This window comes from Dietzia sp. oral taxon 368, assembly GCF_002999155.1.
Taxonomy (GTDB): Bacteria; Actinomycetota; Actinomycetes; order Mycobacteriales; family Mycobacteriaceae; genus Dietzia; species Dietzia cinnamea.
The window spans coordinates 1,249,684-1,272,922 of sequence record NZ_CP027238.1 but is presented as its reverse complement, the minus strand read 5'-3'; the positions used below and the strand labels follow the sequence as shown (position 1 = coordinate 1,272,922).

The window sequence follows — 23,239 nt, the reverse complement described above, 5'->3', positions numbered from 1 at the left end:
GTCTCAGCGCTCGCGCTCCAGGACGAACCAGAAGTGCTCGCCCTCGTGCACGGTGCGGCGCCCGTTCATCACCGCGAGGAGGGTGTCGGGTCCGACGACGGCGAAGTGGTCGATCACCGGCAGGCGGTCGTACACCATGGAGGCGGTCGGGCGGCCGCGGAAGGAGACCTCCCACAGGGACGCCCCGCCCCCGCCGGTCGCCGAGGTGTCCGGCACGACCTCACCGGAGTCGTCGGTGACGAGGATCGGGTCCACCTTGCGGGCCTCGGTGAAGTCCTTGCCCCACCAGCGCATCTGCCCGAGCATGCCGAACATGGGGTGCCCGGTGTCCAGGCCGATGCCCTTCCAGCGGCTGCCCGCGATGTCGTCGCGCGGCGACACCCGCGGTCCCTGCGGTCCCGGCCGCCCCGGCTGTACCGGCGGTGCTCACAGGCCGAGCGTCTTGCCGATGATGTCCCGCTGGACCTCGTTGGTGCCGCCGTAGATGGTGGAGACCACCGCCTGGCGGACCAGACGTTCCATCCCGTACTCGGTGGCGTACCCGTACCCGCCCATGGACTGCATGCACTCGAGCGTGACCCGCTTGCTCAGCTCGGACGCCTTGAGCTTGGCCATGGAGGCCTCACGCGGGAACAGGGCCGTGGGGTCGGCCTCGTCGACCTTCCTGGCGACCGCGTAGACGAGCAGGCGCGTGGCCTCGATCTCGGTGGCGAGGTCGGCCATACGGTGGCGGAGCACCTGGAAGGAGCCGACGGGGCGGCCGAACTGCTCGCGCTCCTTGATGAAGGTCAGGCAGTCGTCGAACGCCCGCTGGGCCACGCCGAGCTGCATGGCGGCGAGGATGAGGCGCTCGGTGTTGAGCCCGGTCATGAGCTGCGCCCAGCCGCCGCCGACCTCTCCGATCACGGAGTCGGCGGGCAGGCGGACGTCGGTGAAGTAGAGGTCGTTGACCTCCTTGCCGCCCATGGTCTCGATCCCGGTGATCTGCAGGCCCTCGATGTCCGCGGGCACGTCGAACATCGTGATGCCCTCGTGCTTCTTGCCCGACGAGTCGGTGCGGGCGACGAGCAGGATGCGGTCGGCGAAGTGGGCGTTGGAACACCAGGTCTTCTGCCCGTTGATCACCCAGTCGTCGCCGTCGCGCTCGGCCTTGCAGCGCAGGGCGGCGACGTCGGACCCGGCGCCGGGCTCGGACATCGAGATGGACAGGGTCCCGCCGTTCACGACCAGCTCGAGGGCGCGCCTGCGCTGCTCCTCGGTCCCGAACTTCTGGTACGCGGCGGCCGTGATGAGGGTGGGGCCGATGCCGCCGATCGGGGCGAGGCCGCGCAGGGAGTGCTCGAGCAGGAGGCACAGTTCGACGGCACCGACGTCGGAGCCGCCGTACTCCTCGGGGACGGTCAGCCCCAACCATCCGAGCTCGGCCATCTTGGAGTAGATGTGCGGCGAGTGGGTGCCGCCCTCGGTGGTGAGCTCGCGTCGCTTCTCGACGCCGCCGACCTCGCGCGCGCAGAAGTCATCGATCGACTTGGCGAAGTCACGCTGCTCTTCGGTGAGGATGTCGAACACTTCTCGCCTCGTTTTTCTGTGTGGCTGCCCCGGTATCTGTCACGGGGTGTCGGTTGGGTGCACACTGGACTACTGTGGCCCGTATCACGGCACGCTACATCAAATATATGTGATCGGAAGCGAGAGGACCTCAGATGACGACAACCGAGCCCAGCAAGACCGGCCCCACGTTCGCGAGCCTGGACCCCCGCGACGGCACCGTCCTCGCGGAGTACCCCGTCGCCGGTCCCGAGGAGGTCGCCCTCGCCGTGGAGCGTGCGCGTGCCGCGGCCCGCTGGTGGGCGAACCAGGGTCCGCGGGGTCGCCGTGAGTGGCTGCTGGAGTACAAGCGGGCGATCTCGTCCAGGGCCGAGGAGTTGGCGTCCCTGATCTCCGCCGAGACCGGGAAGCCGGACGAGGACGCGACCCTCGAGGTCATGCTCACCGTCAGCCATCTGGAGTGGGCGGCCAAGAACGCGGACAAGGTCCTGCGACGGCGCTCCGTCTCGGCCGGGCTGCTCATGAGCAACCAGGCCGCCTACGTGGAATATCAGCCCTACGGCGTGGTCGGCGCGATCGGCCCGTGGAACTACCCCGCGTTCACCCCGATGGGCACGCTGTCCTACGCCATGGCCGCGGGCAACGCGGTGGTGTTCAAGCCCAGCGAGCTCACGCCGGGTGTTGGCGTGTGGCTGGCGGAGGTGTGGGATTCCCTGGGCGCCTCCCAGCCGCTCATCCAGACGATCACCGGTGACGGCTCGACGGGTGCGGCGTTGTGCCGGGCGGGCGTGGACAAGCTCGCGTTCACCGGCTCCGCCGCGACGGGCCGCAAGGTCATGGCCGCCTGCGCGGAGACGCTCACGCCGGTCGTCATCGAGGGCGGTGGCAAGGACGCCCTGCTCGTCGACTCGGACGCGGATCTCGACGCGGCCGCCGACCAGGCGGTCTTCGGCGCCATGGGCAACGCGGGCCAGACCTGCGCGGGCGTGGAGCGGATCTACGTCCACTCGGACGTCCACGACGCGTTCGTCCAGAAGTTCACGGCCAAGGTCCGCGCGCTCACCCCGGGCAACTCCATCTCCTCCAGCTACGGGCCCATGACGCTGCCGGCACAGGTCGACATCGTCCGCAGGCACGTCAAGGACGCACTCGCGAAGGGGGGCAGGGCCGTACTCGGCGGCGAGGACTCCGTCGGCGAGAAGATCATCGAGCCGGTCGTCCTGGTCGACGTCCCCGAGAACTCGTCCGCGATCACCGAGGAGACCTTCGGCCCCACCGTCGTGATCAACCCTGTCGCGGACCTGGAGGAGGCGATCGAGAAGGCGAACGCCAGCAGCTACGGCCTCGGCGGTTCGATCTTCACCGGCAACAAGAAGCGGGGGCTGGCCCTCGCGGAGAAGTTGGACGTGGGCATGGTGTCGGTCAACTCGTTCCTCGCGTTCGCCGGTATCCCGGCGTTGCCGTTCGGCGGTTCGGGTGACTCGGGCTTCGGCCGTATCCACGGCGCCGACGGGTTGCGCGAGTTCGCCCGCCCCAAGGCCATCACCGCGCAGAAGTTCGCGGCCCCGCTGAACCTCATGACCATGACCCGCAAGCCGCGTGACATCAAGATCGTCAAGTGGATGCTCGCGAACGTCCAGGGAAGGATGTGAGGTGAGATGACCGCCACCTCCGAGAGAACCGAGGAGATGACGACGACGACGAGGGCCGCGGCCACCGAGCGGTCCGCCGTGCCCGGGGTGTTCGGACCGATCCCGGCCGACCTCGTCGCCGACTCCGCCGTCGACCACCCGCTCACGGCAGGGGTCCCGTTCAGGCCCGGGCGCTGGTACTGGCGTGATCTCATCGCGACTCTCGATCCGGTGGCGGACGCGGCGGAGATCCACCGCATCACCTCCGCGTACGAGTTCCCGTGGGACTATCAGCGGGCGCTCGAGCTGGCGCTGTACCGGACCTACTGCATCCCTTCGGTGTCGGCGGTCCTGGAGCAGGCGGGCAACTTCCGCGATCACCCGCAGAAGCGGTACGACGACACCGCGCTGCTCATGGTGGAGCTGGTCGAGCACGGGTACGACTCGCCCCGCGGCAAGGAGGCGCTGCGGGTGATCAACCGCCAACACGCGATGTACGAGATCACCAATGACGACATGCTCTATGTGTTGTCGACGTTCATCTACGAACCGCTCGAGTGGATCGATGCGAACGGCTGGCGGCGTCTGCATCCGAACGAACGGCTCGCGGCGTTCCACTTCTACCGCGCAGTCGGGGAGCGGATGAAGATCAAGGGGATCCCGCAGGACATCGGGGAGTTCCGGCGCTGGCGGGACGACTACGAGGCGCGCACCATGCGCTACGCCCGGACCAACGAGCTCATCGGGACGTACACGCTCGATCTCATGTGTTCCTGGTACCCGGAGCCGGCCCGGCCGGTGGTCCGCAAGGTCGTGCAGGCGCTGATCGACGACGACATGACCCGCGCCTTCGGCTTCCCGTGGCCTCCTCCGGCGTTCCGCGAGGCCGCCTACGCGGCGCTGCGGATGCGGTCGAAGGCTGTGCGGTGGCTGCCGGTCCGCCGCCGCGAGCTCGGGTCCCGTCGGACCGAGAACCGGACGTACCCGGGATACCCGGAGGGTTACCGTCCCGCCGACCTGGGGGCCTGCCCCATCCAGCCGCGCGACCGGGTGGTCGCCTGCCCGGTCGTGCACGCTCCAGCCGCCGGCTCCACCGGAGCCGCCTAACCCGGCGGAACTGCCGCCGCGCCCCGCGATTTCCGCACGTCGGGACGCCGAACCCGATGCCCGGAGAGGGTGCGTGACCCACGAGGGCGTGAGGGGCACATGGGTGCGCTTTCCGGGTTAGGTGGAACACGGTGTGATCTTGACAACACCGGCTACAGTGGGCATCGCGTAGCGACACTTACACATATATGTGATCGGATCCATGGTCGTTCTGGAGGGACGACGTCATCGCGGTCGGTTGCAGAAGGGATCAGTCGCCCGTGCCAAGTCCTGAGGCCACCTCCGGTGGCACCTACGAGGAGGTCCAGCCGTGATCCGCACCCGATTCACCGAGGAGTTCGGCGTCCGTCATCCCATCGTCCAGGGCGGCATGATGTGGGTCGGCCGCGCCGAACTCGCCGCCGCCGTGTCCGAGGCCGGCGCGCTGGGGATCATCACCGGACTCACCCAACCCACGCCCGAGGACCTGGTCAAGGAGATCGCGCGCTGCCGGGAGATGACCGACCAGCCGTTCGGCGTCAACCTCACGATCCTTCCCGCGATCTCTCCGCCCCCGTACGCCGAGTACCGGCAGGCGATCGTCGAGTCGGGCGTGAAGATCGTCGAGACGGCCGGGTCCAATCCCAAGGACCACCTACCGGTGTTCCACGAGGCCGGCATCAAGGTGATCCACAAGTGCACCTCGGTCCGCCACGCGATCAAGGCCGAGCAGCTCGGTGTGGACGCGGTGTCGATCGACGGCTTCGAGTGCGCGGGCCACCCGGGGGAGGACGACGTCCCCGGCCTGGTGCTCATCCCTGCCGCGGCGGCGAGGCTGTCCATCCCGATCCTCGCCTCCGGCGGGATCGCCGACGCCCGCGGCATGGTGGCAGCACTGGCGCTGGGAGCCGACGGCGCCAACATGGGCACCCGCTTCATGTGCACGGCCGAGTCGCCGGTGGCCGAGCAGGTCAAACAACAGATCGTGGCCAACACCGAGCTCGACACGAAGCTGATCTTCCGGACACTGCACAACACCGCGCGGGTGGCCGCCAACGCCGTCTCCGCCGAGGTCGTGTCGAAAGAGGCCGAGGGTGCCGAGTTCTCCGACATCCAGCACCTCGTCGCCGGAGCCCGCGGACGCAAGGTCTTCGAGGACGGCGACCTGGACGCGGGCATCTGGAGCGCCGGCCAGTGTCAGGGTCTGATCCACGACGTACCCACCGCGGCGGAGCTCGTCGACCGGATGATGGCCGAGGCTGAGGAGATCATCACCGGCAGGCTGGCCGGGATGGTCGAGGCGGGGGAGACGGTCCGATGACCGCGACCGGACGTGACGCCATCAAGGTCGACCATGACGACCTGGGCGTGACCACGATCAGTATCAACCGGCCCGACCGGATGAACGCGCTCGACCACCCCACCGTCACCGCGCTGACCGAGCTCATCATCGAACACGGCAGCGATCCGGGCACCCGGGTCATCGTGCTTTCAGGGGAGGGCGGGGCGTTCACCACCGGAGCTGACTTGCAGGCGATCAAGGACGCCGGCGCGGACGCGCCCAGCCCCGACGCGACCATGGCCGGGGCCGCCGCACTGGTCCGCGCGGTCCTCACGGCCCCGGTCCCGGTAATCGCCGCCGTCACCGGCCCGGCGGCCGGGGTGGGCGTCTCGCTCGCGCTGGCCTCCGACCTCGTCCTCATGTCGGAGGACGCCTACCTACTGTTCGCGTTCACCAACATCGGACTCATGCCCGACGGCGGCGCCAGCGTGCTGCTGCCCGCGGCCGTCGGACGATCGATCGCCTCGCGCATGCTGCTGCGTGGCGACGCCGTCTCCGCCGCGGAGGCCCACGACGTCGGACTGGCCATGGAGGTCCACCCGACCGCGGACCTCGAGCCCGCCGCCGCGAAGCTCGCCCGCCGACTGGCCCGGGGTCCGCGCCGCGCCCTGGAACTGACCAAGAGGGCCGTCACCGGGGCCACGCTCGCCGAGCTGGACGCGGCCCTGGCCAGGGAACACGAGGGCCAGTGCGAGCTGCTGATCTCCCCCGACTTCGCCGAGGGCGTGTCCTCGATCCTCGAGAAACGGCGCCCGAACTTCTCCTGAACCGTCCCTCCTGTCACCTGCCCCTCCCGTCACCCACCGCCCTACGAAAGGCCGAGATCATGACCACCGCCACGGATCCCATCGCCGAACTCCACGCGGCACGTCGCAACAACTGGAACACGTGGGTCGCCACCCACGCCGAGATGCAGCCCGACGCCGAGGCGCTGCGGTTCCTCGGCCAGACCTCCACGTGGTCCCAGCTGCACGACCGCAGCAACCGCTTCGCCGACGCGTTGGCCCGCCGCGGTGTGGGCAGGGGCGACCGGGTCATGCTCATCACGCTCAACAACCCGGAGTTCGTCGAGGCGGTCCTGGGCATCAACGAGCTGGGTGCCATCGCGGTCCCGGTGAACTTCCGTCTCACCCCCGGCGAGCTCGCCTACCTGGTCAGCGATTGCACGCCGAAGGGCGTCATCACCGACGCGATGCTCGCCCCGCTCGTCGGCGCGATCCGCGCCCAGGGCGAGGAGCCGGGCCACCACATCGTCATCGGCGGTGAACCGGGGACGCCCGACCAGACCACGTACGCGGACGCGATCGCGGAGGAGGGCCAGCCGCACGAGCCCGTCGACGTCCCCGAGGACTCCACCGCGCTCATCATGTACACCTCGGGCACCACGGGTCGCCCCAAGGGCGCGATGCTCTCCTACGAGAACCTCACGGCGCAGTCCCTGACCTGCATCCGGGTGTTCCGACTGTTCGAGGAGGACGGGCGCGCACTGTGCGCCGCCCCGATGTTCCACATCGCGGCGCTCGGCTCGATCGCGCCGAGCCTCCAACTCGGCGGCGTCACGGTGGTCCACCCGCTGCAGGCCTTCGACCCCGCAGCGGTCCTGGACACCCTCGAGGCCGAGCACATCACCAGCATCTTCCTCGTCCCCGTGCAGTGGCAGGCCGTCTGTGCCGAGCAGCAGGCCCGCCCGCGCAGCCTGGTGCTGCGCACCATCTCCTGGGGCGCGGCCCCGTCCACCGACACGATCCTGCGCGCCATGGCCGAGACCTTCCCGGACGCCCTGAACTGCGCGGTGTTCGGCCAGACCGAGATGAGCCCCATCACCTGTGCCCTCGACGGCGATGACGCGATCCGCAAGATCGGCTCCGTCGGCAAGGTCATCCCCACCCTCCAGGCCCGCGTCGTCGACGCCTTCGGCGAGCTCGTCGGCCCGGGTGAGATCGTCTACCGCGGTCCCACCACCATGTCCGGCTACTGGAACAAGCCCAAGGAGACGGCGGAGGCCTTCGAGGGCGGGTGGTTCCACTCCGGCGACCTGGTCCGCATGGACGACGAGGGCTTCGTCTACGTGGTGGACCGCAAGAAGGACATGATCATCTCCGGCGGCGAGAACATCTACTGCGCCGAGGTGGAGAACATCATCGCCGGGCACCCGAGGATCCGCGAGGTCGCGGTGATCGGCCGCAAGGACGACAGGTGGGGCGAGGTCCCCGTCGCAGTGGTCGCCCAGAACGTGGAGGACGGCGTTGCCGATCTCACCCTCGAGGAGCTCAGCGAGTGGCTGCGGGACAAGCTCACCGGCTTCAAGCTCCCCAAGCATCTGGTCCACGTCGACGAACTCCCCCGCAACGCCAGCGGCAAGGTCGTCAAGGGCACACTGCGTTCCGAGCACGGCACCGTGGGCGTCTGAGCTGGTGTCCCGGCTCCCGTCCGACCACTCCGGGAGAGCAGGGAAGTGCTCACCAGCTCTATCGTCGGGCCGGATCCACAGGTGCGCGACCACCGGCTTCCTGCAGCGACCGTTCCGGGATGAACTCGGAATCCCGTGGAGTTCGCACGCGGCCCGACGAACTCCCCCGGACGGTTCGGACGGCCACCCACCGCATCCTGTTCAAACCGATCTGAGGTGGAGAGTGCGGACGGACCGATCACTGAAGTGGGACTCAGTGCTCGGGGTCGAGTTCCGGTGCGCGCTCGTCGTCCCACACGCCCGCTCGCTCGAGATGGGCGATGAGCAGACTCGCGCCACCGGTGAACTCGGCGTCCACCACTTCGTGGGCCGTCTCGACGTCGCCGTCACGCAGCGCCTCGAGCATGCGGCGGTTGTCCGTCAGTGCGCCCGCACGCCACTCGGGGTCGTCCGCGTACAGCCGGTAGGGCATGTAGCGGGCGGCGTTGGACAGGAACCGGGACAGCTTGTCCGAGCGGGAAGCCCGGTTGAGGCACCGGTGGATCGCGTACTGGGCGTGCACCACGCCGTCGGTGTCATCTGACGCGGATGCCTTCTCGAATTCGTCGATCAGACGACCGTGGAACTCGAGAGTTTCCGCGTCGTAGCGGGTGATGGCCCGGTCGACGATGCGCTTGGAGAGTTCCGCTTGGAGCCAGAAGATGTCCTCGATGTCCTGGCGGCTCATCGGCGAGACCAGGTAGCCGCGCCGCGGCACCAGATCGACGAGGCCCTCGCCGCGCAGGGTGAGTAGTGCCTCCCGGACCGGGGTCACGCTCACCCCGAGTGCGGAGGCGGTCTCGTCGAGCCGGATGAAGGACCCCGGGCGGACATCGCCGCTCATGATCCGAGTCCGCACGTGGTCGGCGACCTCCTCGGAGAGCTGCGGGCGCTGGCCGAGTCGTGTGGGGGCCACGTCCGCCACCTCATTCCACGAGAGAAGGGCACCCACCCGGAGCGCCGAGACCGATGATCTAAATCAAATATATCTGTAGTGGCTCACACTACCTCGCCGGGGGCGGGGCATCCACCCACCGCCGAGAAGGGTTCACGTGAAACATCTCTCGCTCGCCTTCGTTTCGGTTATGACAACCCTCGACCGGCCCGTCTCCTCGGGGCGCTGCAGCGCGGGTCGGAATCGGCGACAGTTCGGCGGTGGCCCCGCGGCGACCGTCGGCGACCCGCGAGTGGCGCCCCCGACCCGCGACATGGAGCCCGACCGGCGGGGCACGGTGCCCGACCGGCGGGGCGCCTGGGCCCGCCCGCACCGGGACCGGCCGAGGGGAAGGATGCGTTTACGCGCAGCGACGTCGGCCGTGCCACTCGAGCGTGCGATGCGCGGACATCCGCACGAACCTTCCTGCGGAGAGGGCCGAATAGCGCGGAGGGGCTGCGTGGCAGCCACCGCCGGGCGAGACTGGGCCCATGACGTCAACCGAGAACCGTCCCGCCGTCCGTACCGAGCGCCGGGACCACGTCCTACTCGTCACCCTCGACCGCCCGGAGGCCCGCAACGCCGTCAACGGCGAGGTCAGCACGCTGCTGGGCAACGCGCTGCACGAGGCGGACACCGATCCCGAGATCCGGGTCGTGGTGATCACCGGCGCGGGAGAGCGGTCGTTCTGTGCGGGCGCCGACCTCAAGGCCATCTCCCGGGGTGAGGACATCTTCCCGGTCGAGAACCGGTGGTGGGGATTCGCGGGGATGATGCAGCAGTACGTCTCGGTCCCCGTGATCGGCGCGGTCAACGGCACCGCACTGGGTGGGGGCTGCGAGATCGCCCTGGCCTGCGACCTCGTGGTGGCCGCCGACCACGCGGTGTTCGGTCTGCCGGAGGTGCGGCGTGGGCTCATCGCCGCCGCCGGTGGCGCGTTCCGGCTGCCGGCCCAGCTGCCCCACCGGGTGGCCATGGAGATGATGCTCACCGGCGAGCCGATCACCGCCGGGCGGGCGCTCGACCTGCACCTGATCAACCACGTCGTCCCGGCCGACCGGCTGCTCGACACCGCGCTCGAGCTCGCCGGGACCATCGCCGCCAACGCGCCGCTGGCGGTCCAGGGGACCAAGCGGGTCGCGCTCGGTATCACCGACGGCGGGCGTCCGGCGGAGGTCGACCAGTGGAAGGTCAATGACACGGAGATGATCACCGTCATGACCTCCGAGGACGCGGCGGAGGGCCCGAGGGCGTTCGCGGAGAAGCGTGCCCCGGTATGGAAGGCGCGCTGAACCCGGATCCGATGAGACCCATCCCACAATCCGACCGGATGTGAACTCCGCCCCCCCGGCCCTACACTTCCTTTATGGAAGCAGTGTTGAGGTCGATGGTCGTCGAAGAGGACCTGCACGTCCTCGACACCGCGAGCAGGGAGTTGACGCCCCGGGCGGCGGAGCTGCTGGCCCTGCGGGGTGGAGGTGGCGCGGGAGAGGAACTGCGCAACTGCGTCATCCGCGCCGCGACCGCCCCTGCCGGGTCCGCGACGGAGCTGCGGTCGGCCCTCCGCGCGGAGCGGGCGGGGCTCAACGGGGCGGGGGCCGAGCTCGGGCTGGCGGTGGTCGCCGCCGGGGCCGTCCCGCTCGTGCCCCCCGGGTCCGCCCTCGTCGACGAGACGCCGAGGACTCGTCGACTCCTGGCCGACTACGAGTACCTGGCCCGGGATCAGATCTACTGTGGCGTCCGGATCCGGGTGGAGGCCCATGGCGCAGACGAGGCGGTCGCGGTGTCCTGCCGGATCGCTCCGTACCTGCCGGTGTTCCTCGCGCTCACGGCGAGCTCGCCCTTCCTGAGGGACGGGTCGGACTCCGGCTACGCGAGTTGCCGCTCGGTGGCGGCCTCGCAGTGGCCCACGGCGGCGCCCGTGGCGGGCGTGTGCTCGGCCGCCGAGTACGACGAGCTGGTGGCCGACCTCGTGGCCAGCGGGGTGGTCGTCGATGCGTCGATGGTGGACTTCGGTGTGCAGCCCGGGGCCGACCGGCGGTCCGTGGAGCTGCAGGTGGGCGACGCCTGTCCCTCCGCCGACGCCACCGTTCTGGCCGCCGCCCTGTTCCGGGCCCTCGTCGAACGCGAGGCGACCGCCGTCGCCGACGGCGCCGGGTCGGCGGCCCCCGCCGAGACGAGGCTGCGGGCAGCCCTGTGGCGCGCGGCCCGGTCGGGCCTCGAGGGTGATCTCGTGGACCCCGTCACCTTCCGGGCCCGGCCCGCCACCGACGTCGTCTCGGATCTGGTGGAGTCCCTGACCGGCGAGTTGAGCCGCTCGGGCGACCTCGACACCGTGCGCACCCTCCTCGACAACGCGCTCTACAACGGCAGCAGTGCGTTCCGGCAGCGCCAGGCCCTCCGTCGGCGGGGACACCCCCACGACGTGGTCGACCTGCTCGCGGCGGAGACCGCCGGGATCAGCGGTCCCCGGTCGGCGGTCCCCGACGCCCACTCCCGACTGTTCGGCGTCTACGAACCGATCGAGGGCCTCGACGCCGACCCGAGCTGGGACGAGGCGGTCGAGGAGGGGGGTGCCCCCCGTGAGGCCTACGCTCCCGTGATGTCGGCCCTGGACCGGGCGGGCACCGTGCGGCTCCGGTCGCGACAGGTGACGGCGGAGAAGGAGGCCTCGGTGGCCGGGGTGACGTTCCGGGTCACCGGACAGGAGCGGCCCCAGGCGTTCCCCATGGACTTCGTACCCCGCATCATCTCGCCCGAAGTGTGGCGGGTGCTGGCCGCCGGCACGGAGCAGCGCGCCCGCGCCCTGGACGCCTTCCTCGACGACATCTACGGCCAGCGCGAGTTCGTGCGCGCGGGGCACATGACGCCCGAGTCCCTGGACCGCGCCCCCGGTCACCGCAGCACGGGACGCGTACAGCGGCCGGGTCGGACGCGGGCGCACATCTGCGGGATCGACCTGGTGTGCGGGGACGACGGCACGTGGTTCGTGCTGGAGGACAACGTCCGGGTGCCCTCCGGGATCGCCTTCTCCCACGCCCTGCGACAGATGACCACCTCCCTGTTCGGCGACCTCACGGGCGGGTTCGATCTCCACGCGCCGGACGAGGCGTTCGGCATGATCCGCGAGACGCTCGAGGCGGCCGCCCCGCCGGCCGCCGGGGACGAGCCGCAGCTCGCGGTCGTCTCCTCCGGGTCGGCAGATTCGGCCTGGTTCGAGCACCGACTCATCGCGCAGCGCACCGGACTGCCGCTGGTCACGCCAGACCGGCTCACCTTCCGGGACGGGGTGCTGCACCATCGCGCGGGCCGCGACCTGCACCGGGTGGATGTCATGTACGCCCGGATAGACGAGGACATGCTCCTCAGCTCGCCGGGCGACGACGGCATCCCGCTGCGCGACGGGCTGCTGGACGCGCTCGGCGCCGGTCGGCTGACCATCGCCAACGCCCTCGGCAACGGGGTGGCCGACGACAAGGCCGTCTACGCCTCCGTCCCCGCCATGATCGACTTCTACCTGGGGGAGACCCCGATCCTCGAGCAGGTCCCCACCTACCTGTGTGCCGACCGGACGCAGCGGGACCTCGTGTTGGACCGCCTCGGCGAGCTGGTGGTCAAGCCGATCGACGGGTACGGCGGACTCGGGATCACCATCGGGCCGGAGTGCTCGGAGGCGGAGCTGGCCGCCCGCCGGGAGGACCTGCTCACCCGGCCGGAGGGGTTCATCGCCCAGGAGGTCGTGCCCCTGTCCACGTTGCCGACCTTCGACGGCACCCGGATGCAGCGCCGACACGTGGACCTCCGCGCGTTCGCCCACGTCCGACGCGAGGGGGGCAGGACCACCGCACACGCGGTCCCGGCCGGGCTCACCCGGGTCGCGCCGGCGGGATCGATGATCGTCAACTCCTCGCGGGGCGGCGGCGGCAAGGACACGTGGATCATGCGGTGACCCCCGCGCCGGGCCCGGAGAGCTGCTGCGGGTGCGGGCTCGCCCGGGTTCGCTTAGCGTGGGAATGATGACCGACGCACAGCGATGGATCAGAGTCGAAGAGGAACTCCACCTCGTCGACACGAGGACCCGGCGACCGGTTCGGCGGGCAACGGAGGTGCTCGCCGCTCTCGGCGACACCGGGCAACGGGGACAGGAGGGCCACGTCCGGCCGGAGCAACACGGCGCGATCGTGGTCGCGGACGCGGGCGCCCACACCGGGCTCGGCGAGCTCGGGGACACCCTCCGCCGCAACCGGACCCGCCTGGCGGAGGCCGCCAACGGACTGCGGACCGGGGTGGTCGCGGCAGGGTCGCTGGCCTCGCCCGGCGTGGAGTTCGACCCCGCCCCGCAGGACCCCCACCCCGCGCCGGGCCGCGAGTCGCAGACCCGCGCCTCGGCCGGCTTCCGGGTGGTGGTCGAGACCGCCGACGCCGACGAGGCCCAGTACGCGGCCCGACGGGTCGCCGCCCTCGCGCCGGTGCTGCTGGCACTGTCGGCGAGTTCCCCCTACTGGGCCGACGGCACCGATTCCGGGTACGCCTCCACCCGCTACTTCGAGAGCCAGTGGTCGCCCGCACACCTGCCCGCCTATGCCGCCGACACCGCCGACGAGGCGCTCGCCTGCGAGGACGAGATCGTCGCCACCGGCGTGGTCGCGGGACGGGAGGGGATCGCGGTCGACGTCCGCCCCGCCCGGGACGGGGACGGGATCGAACTCGTGGCCTGCGATTCCTGCAGCACGATCGACACCCTCGTCGTCGTCGCCGCCCTGTTCCGCGCGGCGGTCGACCGCGTCCTCGCCGAACGGGACGCCGGTCAGGACTCCGGATCCGGTGGGTGGGACGGACCCTCCGACGCCGTGCTGGCCGCGGCGTTCTGGCGCGCCGCACGCTCCGGACTCGAGGGGGACCTCGTGGACGTGGCGACCGGGCGCCCCCGCCCCGCCACCGAGGTGCTCACCGGACTGGTCGACGACCACGTCGACCACCTCCGGGCCGGAGGCGAACTCGACCTGGTGCTGAACCTGCTCGACGGGGTCCGCGGTTCCGCGACCTCGGCCACCCGCCAACGCGCGGCGCACCGCCGACGGGGACGCCGCAGCGACGTGATCGCCGTCCTGCTGGCCGAGACCGTCGAGCGGATCCGCCCCCGGGACACCGCCGACGACCGCGGGATGCGACACATGCTCGCCTCCTACTCGCCGCTCGGGGAGGCGGTCACCGAGGAGGTGCACGACGAGGCCATCTCCGAGGACGGCACCCCGCGGCCCGAGTACGTGGACCTGCTCAAGTCCGTGTCCGACATGGGCCCCGAGGTCCTGTGCGAGCGTAAGGAGCAGGTGGACGACACGCTGCGCTCCATGGGCATCACGCTCAAGGTGTACGGCAAGGACGAGCCGCAGGTCTTCCCGCTGGACTCCGTCCCGCGGATCGTCCCGGCTGACCAATGGGCGCGGATCTCTGCGGGCATCGAGCAGCGGGCGCGCGCGATGGAGATGTTCCTGCGCGACATCTACGGGGCGGGCGAGATCAGCCGGGCCGGCGTGGTCCCCGCCGAGGCGCTCCAGCGCGCACCGGGGTTCCGTCCCACCGGACGCGCGGTGCCCGAGGGCGTCCTCCACGCCCCGGTGTGTGGCGTGGACCTGGTCTCCACGGCGCCGGGCGAGTGGATCGTGCTCGAGGACAACCTGCGGATGCCCGGGGGGATGGCGATGGCGGTCGCACTGCGCGACCGGATCGCCGAGGGTTTCCCCGAGTTCGGTGCGCGGTCGGAGGTCCACGACCCCCGCGAGGCGCTGGCGATGCTGACCGACACCCTGCGGGCGGCCGCGCCCGAGGGGGTCGACGATCCCGCCATCGGCGTGGTGGTCGCCGAGGACGAACTCGAGGCGTACGACCTCAAGAGTGTCACGGAGGCGGTCGGTGGCACCCTGGTGACGCCCTCGGACCTGGTGTGCGAGGACTCCGCCCTGTGGCGGGTCGAGGGCGGGGAGCGGCAGAAGATCGACGTGCTCTACGTCCGTATGGACGAGGAGATGCTCCTGTCCTCTACGGGCGCAGATGGCACCGCGCTGCGCAGTGGGCTTCTGAACGCGATGGCGGAGCACGGCGTCGCCGTGGTCAACGCGCCCGGCAACGGTGCCGCCGACGACAAGGCGATCTACGCCATGGTCCCCAAGATCATCGACTTCTACCTGGGCGAGAAGCCTCTCATCGGCCAGGTCGACACGTACCTGTGCGCCGACCCGGACCAGCGTCGACAGGTCCTCGACCGGCTCGGCGAGCTGGTCGTCAAGCCGATCGACGGCTACGGCGGGTCCGACATCACCGTGGGCCCGGAATGCTCGCCCCGGGAGCTCGACGAGCGTCGGGACGAGCTGCGCCGCCACGGGGACCGGTTCGTCGCGCAAGAGGTGCAGTCGCTGTCCACCCTGCCGACGTTCGACGGCCGCGAACTGCAGCGTCGCCACGTGGACATGCGGGCGTTCGTCATGTTGCGGCACGGTGAGGGGGGAGAGATCGCCGCCACGGCCCCGCCTGTCGCACTGACGCGCGTGGCCCCGGCGGGCACCATGGTCGTCAACGCCTCGAGCGGAGGCGGCGGAAAGGACACCTGGATTCACCGTGCCTGACACCACCGAGGTCGACGTCGAGGTCACCGAGGAGGCCGAGTCCCGCGACGTCGCGGGACCACCCGACGACGCCGCCGGGGGGGCCACCCAGATCCGCCACACCACGTCCCCCAACCTGTCGCCCGACGGGTCGATGTTGGCGTGTGTGGTCACCGAGCGCACCGGCTACCCGCGCGCCGTGCAGCGGCCGTTGGGGCCGGGTGGGCTGGACGGGGCCGGGCCGGAGCGCGACGTCGTGCTGCCCGTCGACGGCCCCGTGCGCCGCGTGGCCTACTCGCCCAACGGCAGGTGGCTCGCCTGCGAGGTCGCCCCGGACGGCGGCGAGCGCGAACGGATCTGGCTGGTCACCACCGACCCCGACGATCACGACGTCTACCCCGTCGACACCGTGGGCGACGCCACCGTCCAGATCGTCGGCTGGGACGGCGACCTGCTCGCGGTGACGGCGTTCGACTCCGAGGGCCTGGCCGAGGGCCGCCTCGTGGACCCCGAGACCGGGGAGCACACCGTCGTCGATCGACGGATGGGCGGTGCACTGGTCCACGCGTGGGACGGAGCCGCGCTGTTCCGGGTGGGTGCCCGCGGTAACCGCGAGTTGCTGCGCATCGTCCCCGACGGCCGGTGGTGGCCACTGCTACCCGTCGACACCGGCTCCACCACGGACGCCGGGGTCATCCTCGACGCGGGGGACGACGACCGTCCCATGCGGATGGTCGTCCGCAGCGACCATTCGGCGGACCGGATGGGCCTGCTCGCGGTCGAGGCGGACGAGGACTCCACCGAGTCCTGGCCGGTGGCGTTCCGCACCGACGCCGATCTCGACCGCGTCGAGGTGAGCCTGGACCGCTCGACCGCGGTGCTGCTGTGGAACGTGCGCGGTGGTCTGTCGGAGATCGAGGTCCTCGACCTACGGCCGGAGCGCCCCCGCGTGATCGTTCGGCCACCGCTGCCCGAGGTCGTGGCGACCTCACCCACGCTCACCGCAGACGGCCGGTTGCTCGCGCTCACCATCGAGAGCCTCGACCAGCCGCCGCGCGTGGTGATGTACGACGTGGACAACCGCAGGTGGACCGGGCGGCCGCCCGAGCAACCCGACCCCGCGCCGACGTTGGTCGAGTTCACCGCCCGTGACGGGCTCCAGCTCAGCGGCTGGCTCTACCGTCCCGACATCGGCGACGAACCGGGCCCGACCGTGGTCCACCTCCACGGCGGTCCCGAGGGGCAGTCGCGCCCCGGGTACAACGACATCGCCCGCCGCTACCTCGACATCGGCGTGAACTACTTCCTGCCCAACGTGCGCGGCTCCACCGGCTCGGGGCGTTTCTTCAGTCACGCCGACGACCGCTACGGTCGCTTCTCCGGCATCGACGATGTCGAGGACGCGTTGCTGCACCTGATCGACGAGGGCATCGCCGATCCAGGCCGGGCGGTGGTCTCGGGCCGGTCCTACGGCGGCTACCTGGTCAACGCCACCCTGGTCCGCCACCCCGGCAGGTGGCGAGGCGGAATCGCCGCGTGCGGGATGAGCGACCTGCAGACCTTCTACCGCACCACCGAGCCGTGGATCGCCGCGGCCGCCTACCCCAAGTACGGCAACCCGCTCCAGGAACGTGAGCTACTGCGGGAGGTCTCGCCCCTACGGCGGTACCACCACGTGGACGTCCCGATGCTCTTCGTCCACGGCGCGCACGACACCAATGTGCCGCTCAGCGAGACCGATCAGGCCGTGGAGTTCCTGCGCCGGCGCGGCGTACCGGTGGACGTCCTGCTGTTCGAGGACGAAGGTCATGAATTCGTGAAATTGGCCAACCGGCAGCGTCTCGGCGACCGGGTGGTCCAGTTCTGCCAGGAGGTGTTCGATGTTCGGACGCAAGAAGAATGAGACCCCCGACCCGACCGGGTTCGAGGGCCGGCTCGTCGGGTGGCGGCGGCACATCCACGCCCACCCCGAGCTGTCCTACGAGGAGCGGGAGACGACCGAGTACATCGAGGGCGAGCTCCGCTCGATGGGGCTCAAGCCCGAGCGGTTCGAGGTGGGCACCGGGCTGTGGTGCGACATCGCGGCCGCCGACGGGGCCACGTCGACCGACGTGGTGGCGCTGCGCGCGGACATCGACGCGCTGGCCATGAGCGAGGAGTCCGGCGAGTCCTTCTCCTCCGAGGTCGAGGGCGTCAGCCACTCCTGCGGGCACGACGGCCACACGGCGATGCTGCTGGGCGCCGCCGAGATGCTGGTCGCCGACCCGCCGCCCCGCCCGGTGCGCCTGATTTTCCAGCCGGCCGAGGAGACGATGCCCGGCGGTGCCAAGGACTGCGTCGAGGAGGGCGTGGTCAAGGGCGTCGACCGCATCCTCGCGCTGCACTGCGACCCGCACCGCCCGGTCGGCGAGGTGGGCGTGACCGGCGGGGCCATCACCTCGTCCAACGCCAAGATCGGCATCACCGTCCACTCGGACGGCGGGCACACCGCGCGTCCGCACGAGACCCAGGACACCGTCTTCACCCTCGCCCAGATCGTCACGGGCGTCACGGGCGTGATCGACCGGCGGATCGACCCGCGGTCCGGCACCGTGCTCACGTGGGCCTCGTTCAAGGCCGGCGGGTCCGCGCCCAACGTCATCCCCGACTCGGGCGAGATCTGGGGCACGCTGCGCAGTGCGGACCGGGATGTGTGGGCGACCGTCGAGCCGCTGGTCCGCGAGACGGTCGAGCGGATCGGTGCCCTGTACGGGGCGCGCACTGAGGTCGAGTACATCCAGGGTGTGCCGCCCGTGGTGAACGACGACGAGTGCGCCGACCTCGCGGCGAAGGCCGTCGAATCGGTACTCGGAACCGACGGGGTGGGCACCGCCGACCAGTCCAGCGGCGGCGAGGACTTCGCCTGGTACACCGAGGAGATCCCCGGCGTCTACCTGCGGTTGGGGGTGTGGGACGGCGAGTCCGAGGAGACGGATCTCCACCATCCGGGCTTCGTGCTGGACGAGCGGGCGCTGGCCCACGGTGCCCGCATCTTCGACGCGTTCGCCCGCCTCGACCGCCCCGCCTGAGCTGGCGGGGCGGATCCCGGCCGCGCGCGCTCACTCTCCCGCCCTCGTGCGCTCACCCTCCCGCCTTTGGGCGCTCACTCTCCCGCCGAGCAGAGGATTTCGCCGGTATCGCCCGAGAGCGGGTGTGCGAAACCCTCTGCTCGGCGAGGCGCGGGGAAACCGGCCCCGTCAGCGCACGGTGATCGCCGCGTCTCCGGCGGGGACGAGTTCGCCGATCACGGTGCCCCCCGGGATCTCCCCGGCCACGAGCAGCCCGCCGGAGGTCTGGGCGTCGGCGAGCAGGAGCAGCTCGTCCTCGTCCACGTCGGCCGCGAGGTGCGGACGTACCCAGTCGAGGTTGCGGCGCGTCCCGCCGCTGACGTATCCGTCGGCGAGCGCCTGACGGGCGCCCTCGAGGTAGGGCACCGCGGCGGGGTCGATCACGGCCGAGACGCCGCTGGCCCGGGCCATCTTGTACAGGTGGCCGAGCAGGCCGAACCCGGTGACGTCCGTGGCGCACTCGACCCCGGCGGCCAGGGCGTCCCGGGAGGCGACGTCGTTGAGGGTGGTCATCGTCTCGATCGCCTCGCGGCTCACCTCCCCGGTGTTCTTGTGCCGACAGTTGAGCATCCCGATCCCCAGCGGCTTGGTGAGCGACAGCGGCATCCCGGCCCGGCCCGCGTCATTGCGCAGCAGCCGGTCCGGGTCCGCCAGCCCGGTGACGGCCATGCCGTACTTGGGCTCGGGGTCGTCGACGCTGTGCCCGCCGGCCACGTGGCATCCGGCGGCGCCGGCCACCTCCTGGGCGCCACGCAGCACCTCTCCGGCCATCTCGTACGGCAGGACGTCCATCGGCCAGCACAGCAGGTTGATCGCCATGATCGGCGTCCCGCCCATCGCGTAGACGTCGGACAGCGCGTTGGCCGCGGCGATGCGCCCCCAGTCGTACGGGTCGTCGACGACGGGGGTGAAGAAGTCGGCGGTGCTGATGACGGCCCGGCCACCGGTGATCCGCACCGCCGCCGCGTCGTCGCCGTCGTCGAGGCCCACGATGAGTTCCGCGGCCGGATCGCGGACCGGGGCCCCGACGAGTCCGGAGACGACGTTCTCCAGCGCGCCGGGCGGGATCTTGCAGGCGCAACCGCCACCGTGGGCGTACGAGGTCAACCGGGCGGGGGACGAAGTGGTGTCGGTGGCCATGCCCCGACCCTAGCCACGCGAGCGGCCGGGCGGGTGACCACGAGAGCGGCCGGGCGGGTGACCACGAGAGCGGCTGGTGGGCACCCACGCGCGAGGATCACCGGGCGCGTCCGGCGACGAACGCCTACCCTCGTGGTGGCAGGGAGGCGTCCGGGCACCTGGTGGTCCCCGCGGTCTTCAAAACCGACGTGGCCGAGTATCTCGGTCAGGCGGGTTCGATTCCCGTCCGCCTCCGCCACAACCGTCCGTAAGGGGAGCGACGATCGCCGAGCAGCCGCCCGCGGGGCCCACGCGGACCGCCGCCGACGATCCACGCTCGGTGCCGCCCCGGCCCGCTTCCGACGATCCGCGCCGACGCATCCCGTCCACCGACGTCCTTCTCCGCGATCCCCGGCTCGCGGCCGCCGTCGCCGAGCTGGGGCGCGAGCTGGTCAAGGCCGAGATCCAGCGCGCGCAGCAGCGGGCCCGCTCGGGCGACCTCGACCCGGCGAGCATCGTCGACGCCGTGCTGTCAGGGCTGCCGGCGGCGCCGGTCTCGCTCACCCGCGTCCTCAACGCCAGCGGCGTGCTGCTGCACACCAACCTCGGCCGCGCGCCTCTGTCCGAGGCCGCGGTGCGGGCGCTCGCCGAGGCGGCGGGGACCAACGACGTGGAACTGGACCTGGCGACGGGACGCCGCGGCAGGCGGGGTCGCGGAGCGCTGGACGCCCTGCGTGCCGCGGTGCCTACGGCCGGTGACGTACACGTGGTGAACAACGGCGCGGCCGCCCTCGCGCTGGCCGTGACGGCACTGGGCGGCCCGGGCCGCACGGTCGTCATCGCGCGCGGCGAGATGGTCGAGATCGGCGACGGTTTCCGCCTGCCCGAGCTGCTCGAGTCCACGGGCACGCGCCTGCGCGAGGTCGGCACGACCAACCGCGTGAACGCCGACGACTACGCCCGCGCCGTCGACGACACCACCGCGTTCGTCCTCAAGGTGCACCCGTCGAACTTCGTGGTGAGCGGCTTCACCTCGTCCGTCCCGCCCGCCGACCTCCGCGACCTCGGCGTGCCGCTGGTCGTCGACATCGGCTCGGGCCTGCTCACGCCCCACCCCGCCCTCCCCGAGGAGCCGGACATGACGACCACGCTCGCGGCGGGTGCGGACCTCGTCACCTCGAGCGGCGACAAGCTGCTCGGCGGACCGCAGGCCGGGATTCTGGCCGGCGACGCCGAGCTCGTCCACCGCCTGCGCCGCCACCCGCTCGCCCGCGCGTTGCGGGTCGACAAGCTCACGCTCGCCGCGCTCGAGGCGACGCTGCGGGGGCCTCGCCCGCCCGTCGTGGTGGGACTCGAGGCGGATCCCGTCGAGCTCATGACGCGCGCCGAGCGCATCGCCGGCCGTCTGCGCGAGGCCGGGGTCGACGCGCGGGCCGTGCGGTCGGTGGCGGCCGTCGGCGGCGGCGGTGCACCGGGCGTCGAACTCCCCAGCGCCGCGGTGTCCCTGCCGGAGTCCTTCGCCGACGCGCTGCGCGCCGGCCGCCCAGCCGTCCTGGGGCGGGTCACCGAGGGCCGGTGCCTCCTGGATCTGCGGGCGTTGCCTCCGGGTGACGACGACGAGCTCGCGGCGCTCGTGCTCCGCGTGGGGGCGCTCGCCTGATGTTCGTCGTGGCTACCGCCGGGCACGTCGATCACGGCAAGTCGACGCTCGTCCGCGCGCTGACGGGCGATGAGCCCGACCGGTGGGACGAGGAACGGCGCCGCGGACTGACGATCGATCTCGGCTACGCCTCCACCACCCTCGACGACGGCCGGACCGTCGCGTTCGTCGACGTGCCCGGGCACCGGCGATTCGTCCCGAACATGCTCGCCGGGGTGGGGCCGGTGCCGGCGGTGATGTTCGTCGTGGCGGCCGACGACGGCTGGATGCCGCAGTCCGCCGAGCACCTCGACGCGCTCGCGGCCCTGCGGGTGCGGCACGGGATCCTGGTGATCACCCGCAGTGACCTGCTGGAGCCGGAGCTCGCGTTGGCGGAGGCCCGCGAGGCCCTCGCCGGGACCCCGCTCGCCGACATCCCGGCCGTGTGCGTCTCCGCGGTCACCGGCGAGGGCATGGACCGACTGCGCGCCGAACTGGCCAGGCTCGGCTCGCTCTTGCCCCGGCCCGCTCCCGACGCCGACGTGCGCCTGTGGGTGGACCGCTCGTTCACGATCGGCGGCGCCGGCACGGTCGTCACCGGGACCCTGCCCGCCGGCACGATCCGCGTGGGCGACTCGCTCGAGCTCGGTCCGTCGGGCCCGCGCGTCACCGTGCGTGGCCTGCAGTCGCTCGGGCACACGCGGGACGAGGTGTCCGCGGTGGCGCGGGTGGCCGTGAACCTCCGCGGGGTCGCCGCCGACGACGTCCCGCGGGGCAGCACCCTGGTCGCGCCGGGCCGCTGGCGCGCGGCCGACACGGTCGACGTGCGGGTCGACGGGCGAACCGACGCGCTGCCCGAGCAGATCATGGTGCATCTCGGCTCCGCGGCGGTGGCCGCCCGCGTCCGGCCCCTCGACGAGCGCCACGCGCGGCTGGCGATCTCCGCGCCGCTGCCGATGCGGATCGGGGACCGCCTGATCCTGCGCGAACCGGGCGCGGACCGGATCCCCTCGGGTGCCGTCGTCCTCGACCCCGCGCCGCCGGAGCTGCGTCGCCGCGGCGCCGCCCGTCGGCGGGCGGACGAGCTCGCGCAGGCGCCCGAGTCGCCGGAGTTGGAGTCGGAGCTGCGTCGTCGGGGTGTCGCGCACGTCGACGACCTGCGGGCGTGGGGCGTGTCCGCCCCACGCGTCGGTGAGGCGTACCGCGGGTGGCTCATCGACCCGGAGTGGGCGGCCGCGCTGGCCGGACGCCTGGTCGAGGCCGTCCGCGTGCACGATCGCGACGACCCCCTCGATCCCGGACTGCCCACGGAGGCCGCGCGTCGCGCCCTCGACCTGCCGAATGCCGCTCTTCTGGAGGCGGTGCTCGCGCAGCCCGCCGCCGCCTCGCTGCGGACGGAGGGCGGGCGGGTGACGGCCGGCGCGGCTGCGCTACCGGAGAAGGTTCGGTCCGCCGCGGAGCAGGTGACCGAGCGGCTGCGGGCCGCCCCGTTCGACGCGCCGACCGCCGACGAGCTCGCCGAGCTGGGCCTCGGGCCGCGCGAGCTGGCCGCGTGCGAGCGCGCCGGACTGCTGACCGCGCTGGGTCCCGGCGTGTGGCTGGGCCCGGACGTCTACGACGAGGCGGTGCGCCGGCTACGCCAGCTGCGGCAGCCGTTCACCCCGAGCACGGCCCGGACCCACCTGGGCTCGTCGCGGCGTGTGGTGATGCCGCTGCTCGAGGCGCTCGCCGCGCGCGGGCTCACCCGCCGCGAGGGCGACGACGGCCACGTCGTCACCTGAT

At 71.7% G+C, this 23,239-nt stretch carries 16 protein-coding genes and 1 tRNA gene; 13 read left to right on the top strand and 4 right to left on the bottom strand.

All coding sequences use genetic code 11. The features are described 5' to 3' along the window. Window positions 1-3: 3 nt before the first annotated feature. Both C3V38_RS06000 and C3V38_RS05995 read right to left on the bottom strand, forming a co-directional pair. A complete protein-coding gene (locus C3V38_RS06000) occupies window positions 4-381 on the bottom strand; it encodes a DUF4334 domain-containing protein (protein ID WP_007627189.1) in 378 nt (125 codons plus the stop codon). A 45-nt stretch (window positions 382-426) separates the two neighbouring features. Continuing rightward, a complete protein-coding gene (locus C3V38_RS05995) occupies window positions 427-1,569 on the bottom strand; it encodes an acyl-CoA dehydrogenase family protein (RefSeq protein ID WP_007627190.1) in 1,143 nt (380 codons plus the stop codon). 134 nt (window positions 1,570-1,703) lie between these two features. Between C3V38_RS05995 and C3V38_RS05990 the strand changes: the two genes are divergently transcribed. From C3V38_RS05990 to fadD5, 5 genes are all read left to right on the top strand, one after another. Continuing rightward, window positions 1,704-3,200, top strand: a complete 1,497-nt coding sequence (locus tag C3V38_RS05990; protein ID WP_007627191.1) for an aldehyde dehydrogenase family protein — start codon at window positions 1,704-1,706, stop codon at window positions 3,198-3,200. Between the two features lie 6 nt (window positions 3,201-3,206). Continuing rightward, complete coding sequence (locus C3V38_RS05985; RefSeq protein ID WP_007627192.1) at window positions 3,207-4,286, top strand: oxygenase MpaB family protein; 1,080 nt, start codon at window positions 3,207-3,209, stop codon at window positions 4,284-4,286. Window positions 4,287-4,599: 313 nt separating this feature from the next. Next, the gene (locus tag C3V38_RS05980; RefSeq protein ID WP_174705796.1) at window positions 4,600-5,586 is read left to right on the top strand and encodes a nitronate monooxygenase family protein; all 987 of its coding nucleotides are present in this window, start codon (window positions 4,600-4,602) and stop codon (window positions 5,584-5,586) included. Further along, entirely contained in the window at window positions 5,583-6,374 is a 792-nt protein-coding gene (locus tag C3V38_RS05975) for an enoyl-CoA hydratase-related protein (protein ID WP_007627195.1), read from the top strand. Before C3V38_RS05980 ends, C3V38_RS05975 begins: the two co-directional genes overlap by 4 nt. A gap of 59 nt (window positions 6,375-6,433) precedes the next feature. Further along, a complete protein-coding gene (gene fadD5, locus C3V38_RS05970; protein ID WP_007627197.1) occupies window positions 6,434-8,017 on the top strand; it encodes a fatty-acid--CoA ligase FadD5 in 1,584 nt (527 codons plus the stop codon). A gap of 253 nt (window positions 8,018-8,270) precedes the next feature. Here fadD5 and C3V38_RS05965 read toward each other — a convergent pair whose 3' ends face one another. After that, entirely contained in the window at window positions 8,271-8,981 is a 711-nt protein-coding gene (locus C3V38_RS05965) for a GntR family transcriptional regulator (protein ID WP_007627198.1), read from the bottom strand. Window positions 8,982-9,481: 500 nt separating this feature from the next. Here C3V38_RS05965 and C3V38_RS05960 point away from each other — a divergent pair, with 500 nt between their 5' ends. The 5 genes from C3V38_RS05960 (at window position 9,482) to C3V38_RS05940 (ending at window position 18,660) form a co-directional block, all read left to right on the top strand. Continuing rightward, window positions 9,482-10,282, top strand: a complete 801-nt coding sequence (locus tag C3V38_RS05960) for a crotonase/enoyl-CoA hydratase family protein (RefSeq protein ID WP_007627199.1) — start codon at window positions 9,482-9,484, stop codon at window positions 10,280-10,282. Between the two features lie 74 nt (window positions 10,283-10,356). After that, window positions 10,357-12,939 carry a carboxylate--amine ligase/circularly permuted type 2 ATP-grasp protein gene (locus tag C3V38_RS05955; RefSeq protein WP_100086214.1) on the top strand — a complete coding sequence of 861 codons (2,583 nt, stop codon included), beginning with the start codon at window positions 10,357-10,359 and terminating at the stop codon, window positions 12,937-12,939. Window positions 12,940-13,006: 67 nt separating this feature from the next. Then, window positions 13,007-15,613 (top strand): carboxylate--amine ligase/circularly permuted type 2 ATP-grasp protein, encoded by a 2,607-nt coding sequence (locus C3V38_RS05950; protein ID WP_050797105.1) that lies wholly within the window; start codon window positions 13,007-13,009, stop codon window positions 15,611-15,613. Then, window positions 15,606-17,495 (top strand): S9 family peptidase, encoded by a 1,890-nt coding sequence (locus C3V38_RS05945; RefSeq protein WP_007627203.1) that lies wholly within the window; start codon window positions 15,606-15,608, stop codon window positions 17,493-17,495. The genes C3V38_RS05950 and C3V38_RS05945 overlap by 8 nt, the downstream gene beginning before the upstream one ends. Next, window positions 17,473-18,660: a M20 family metallopeptidase gene (locus tag C3V38_RS05940; protein WP_007627205.1), complete on the top strand. Its 1,188-nt coding sequence runs from the start codon at window positions 17,473-17,475 to the stop codon at window positions 18,658-18,660. Before C3V38_RS05945 ends, C3V38_RS05940 begins: the two co-directional genes overlap by 23 nt. 168 nt (window positions 18,661-18,828) lie before the next feature. On the opposite strand, the gene selD is transcribed toward C3V38_RS05940, so the two are convergent. Next, entirely contained in the window at window positions 18,829-19,839 is a 1,011-nt protein-coding gene (gene selD, locus C3V38_RS05935; RefSeq protein WP_007627206.1) for a selenide, water dikinase SelD, read from the bottom strand. 142 nt (window positions 19,840-19,981) lie between these two features. Here selD and C3V38_RS05930 point away from each other — a divergent pair. The 3 genes from C3V38_RS05930 (at window position 19,982) to selB (ending at window position 23,238) form a co-directional block, all read left to right on the top strand. Beyond that, window positions 19,982-20,077, top strand: a tRNA-Sec gene (locus C3V38_RS05930). An 81-nt stretch (window positions 20,078-20,158) separates the two neighbouring features. Beyond that, the gene (gene selA, locus C3V38_RS05925) at window positions 20,159-21,478 is read left to right on the top strand and encodes an L-seryl-tRNA(Sec) selenium transferase (RefSeq protein ID WP_106385293.1); all 1,320 of its coding nucleotides are present in this window, start codon (window positions 20,159-20,161) and stop codon (window positions 21,476-21,478) included. Continuing rightward, window positions 21,478-23,238 (top strand): selenocysteine-specific translation elongation factor, encoded by a 1,761-nt coding sequence (selB, locus tag C3V38_RS05920; protein ID WP_174705758.1) that lies wholly within the window; start codon window positions 21,478-21,480, stop codon window positions 23,236-23,238. Before selA ends, selB begins: the two co-directional genes overlap by 1 nt. Window position 23,239 lies beyond the last annotated feature (1 nt).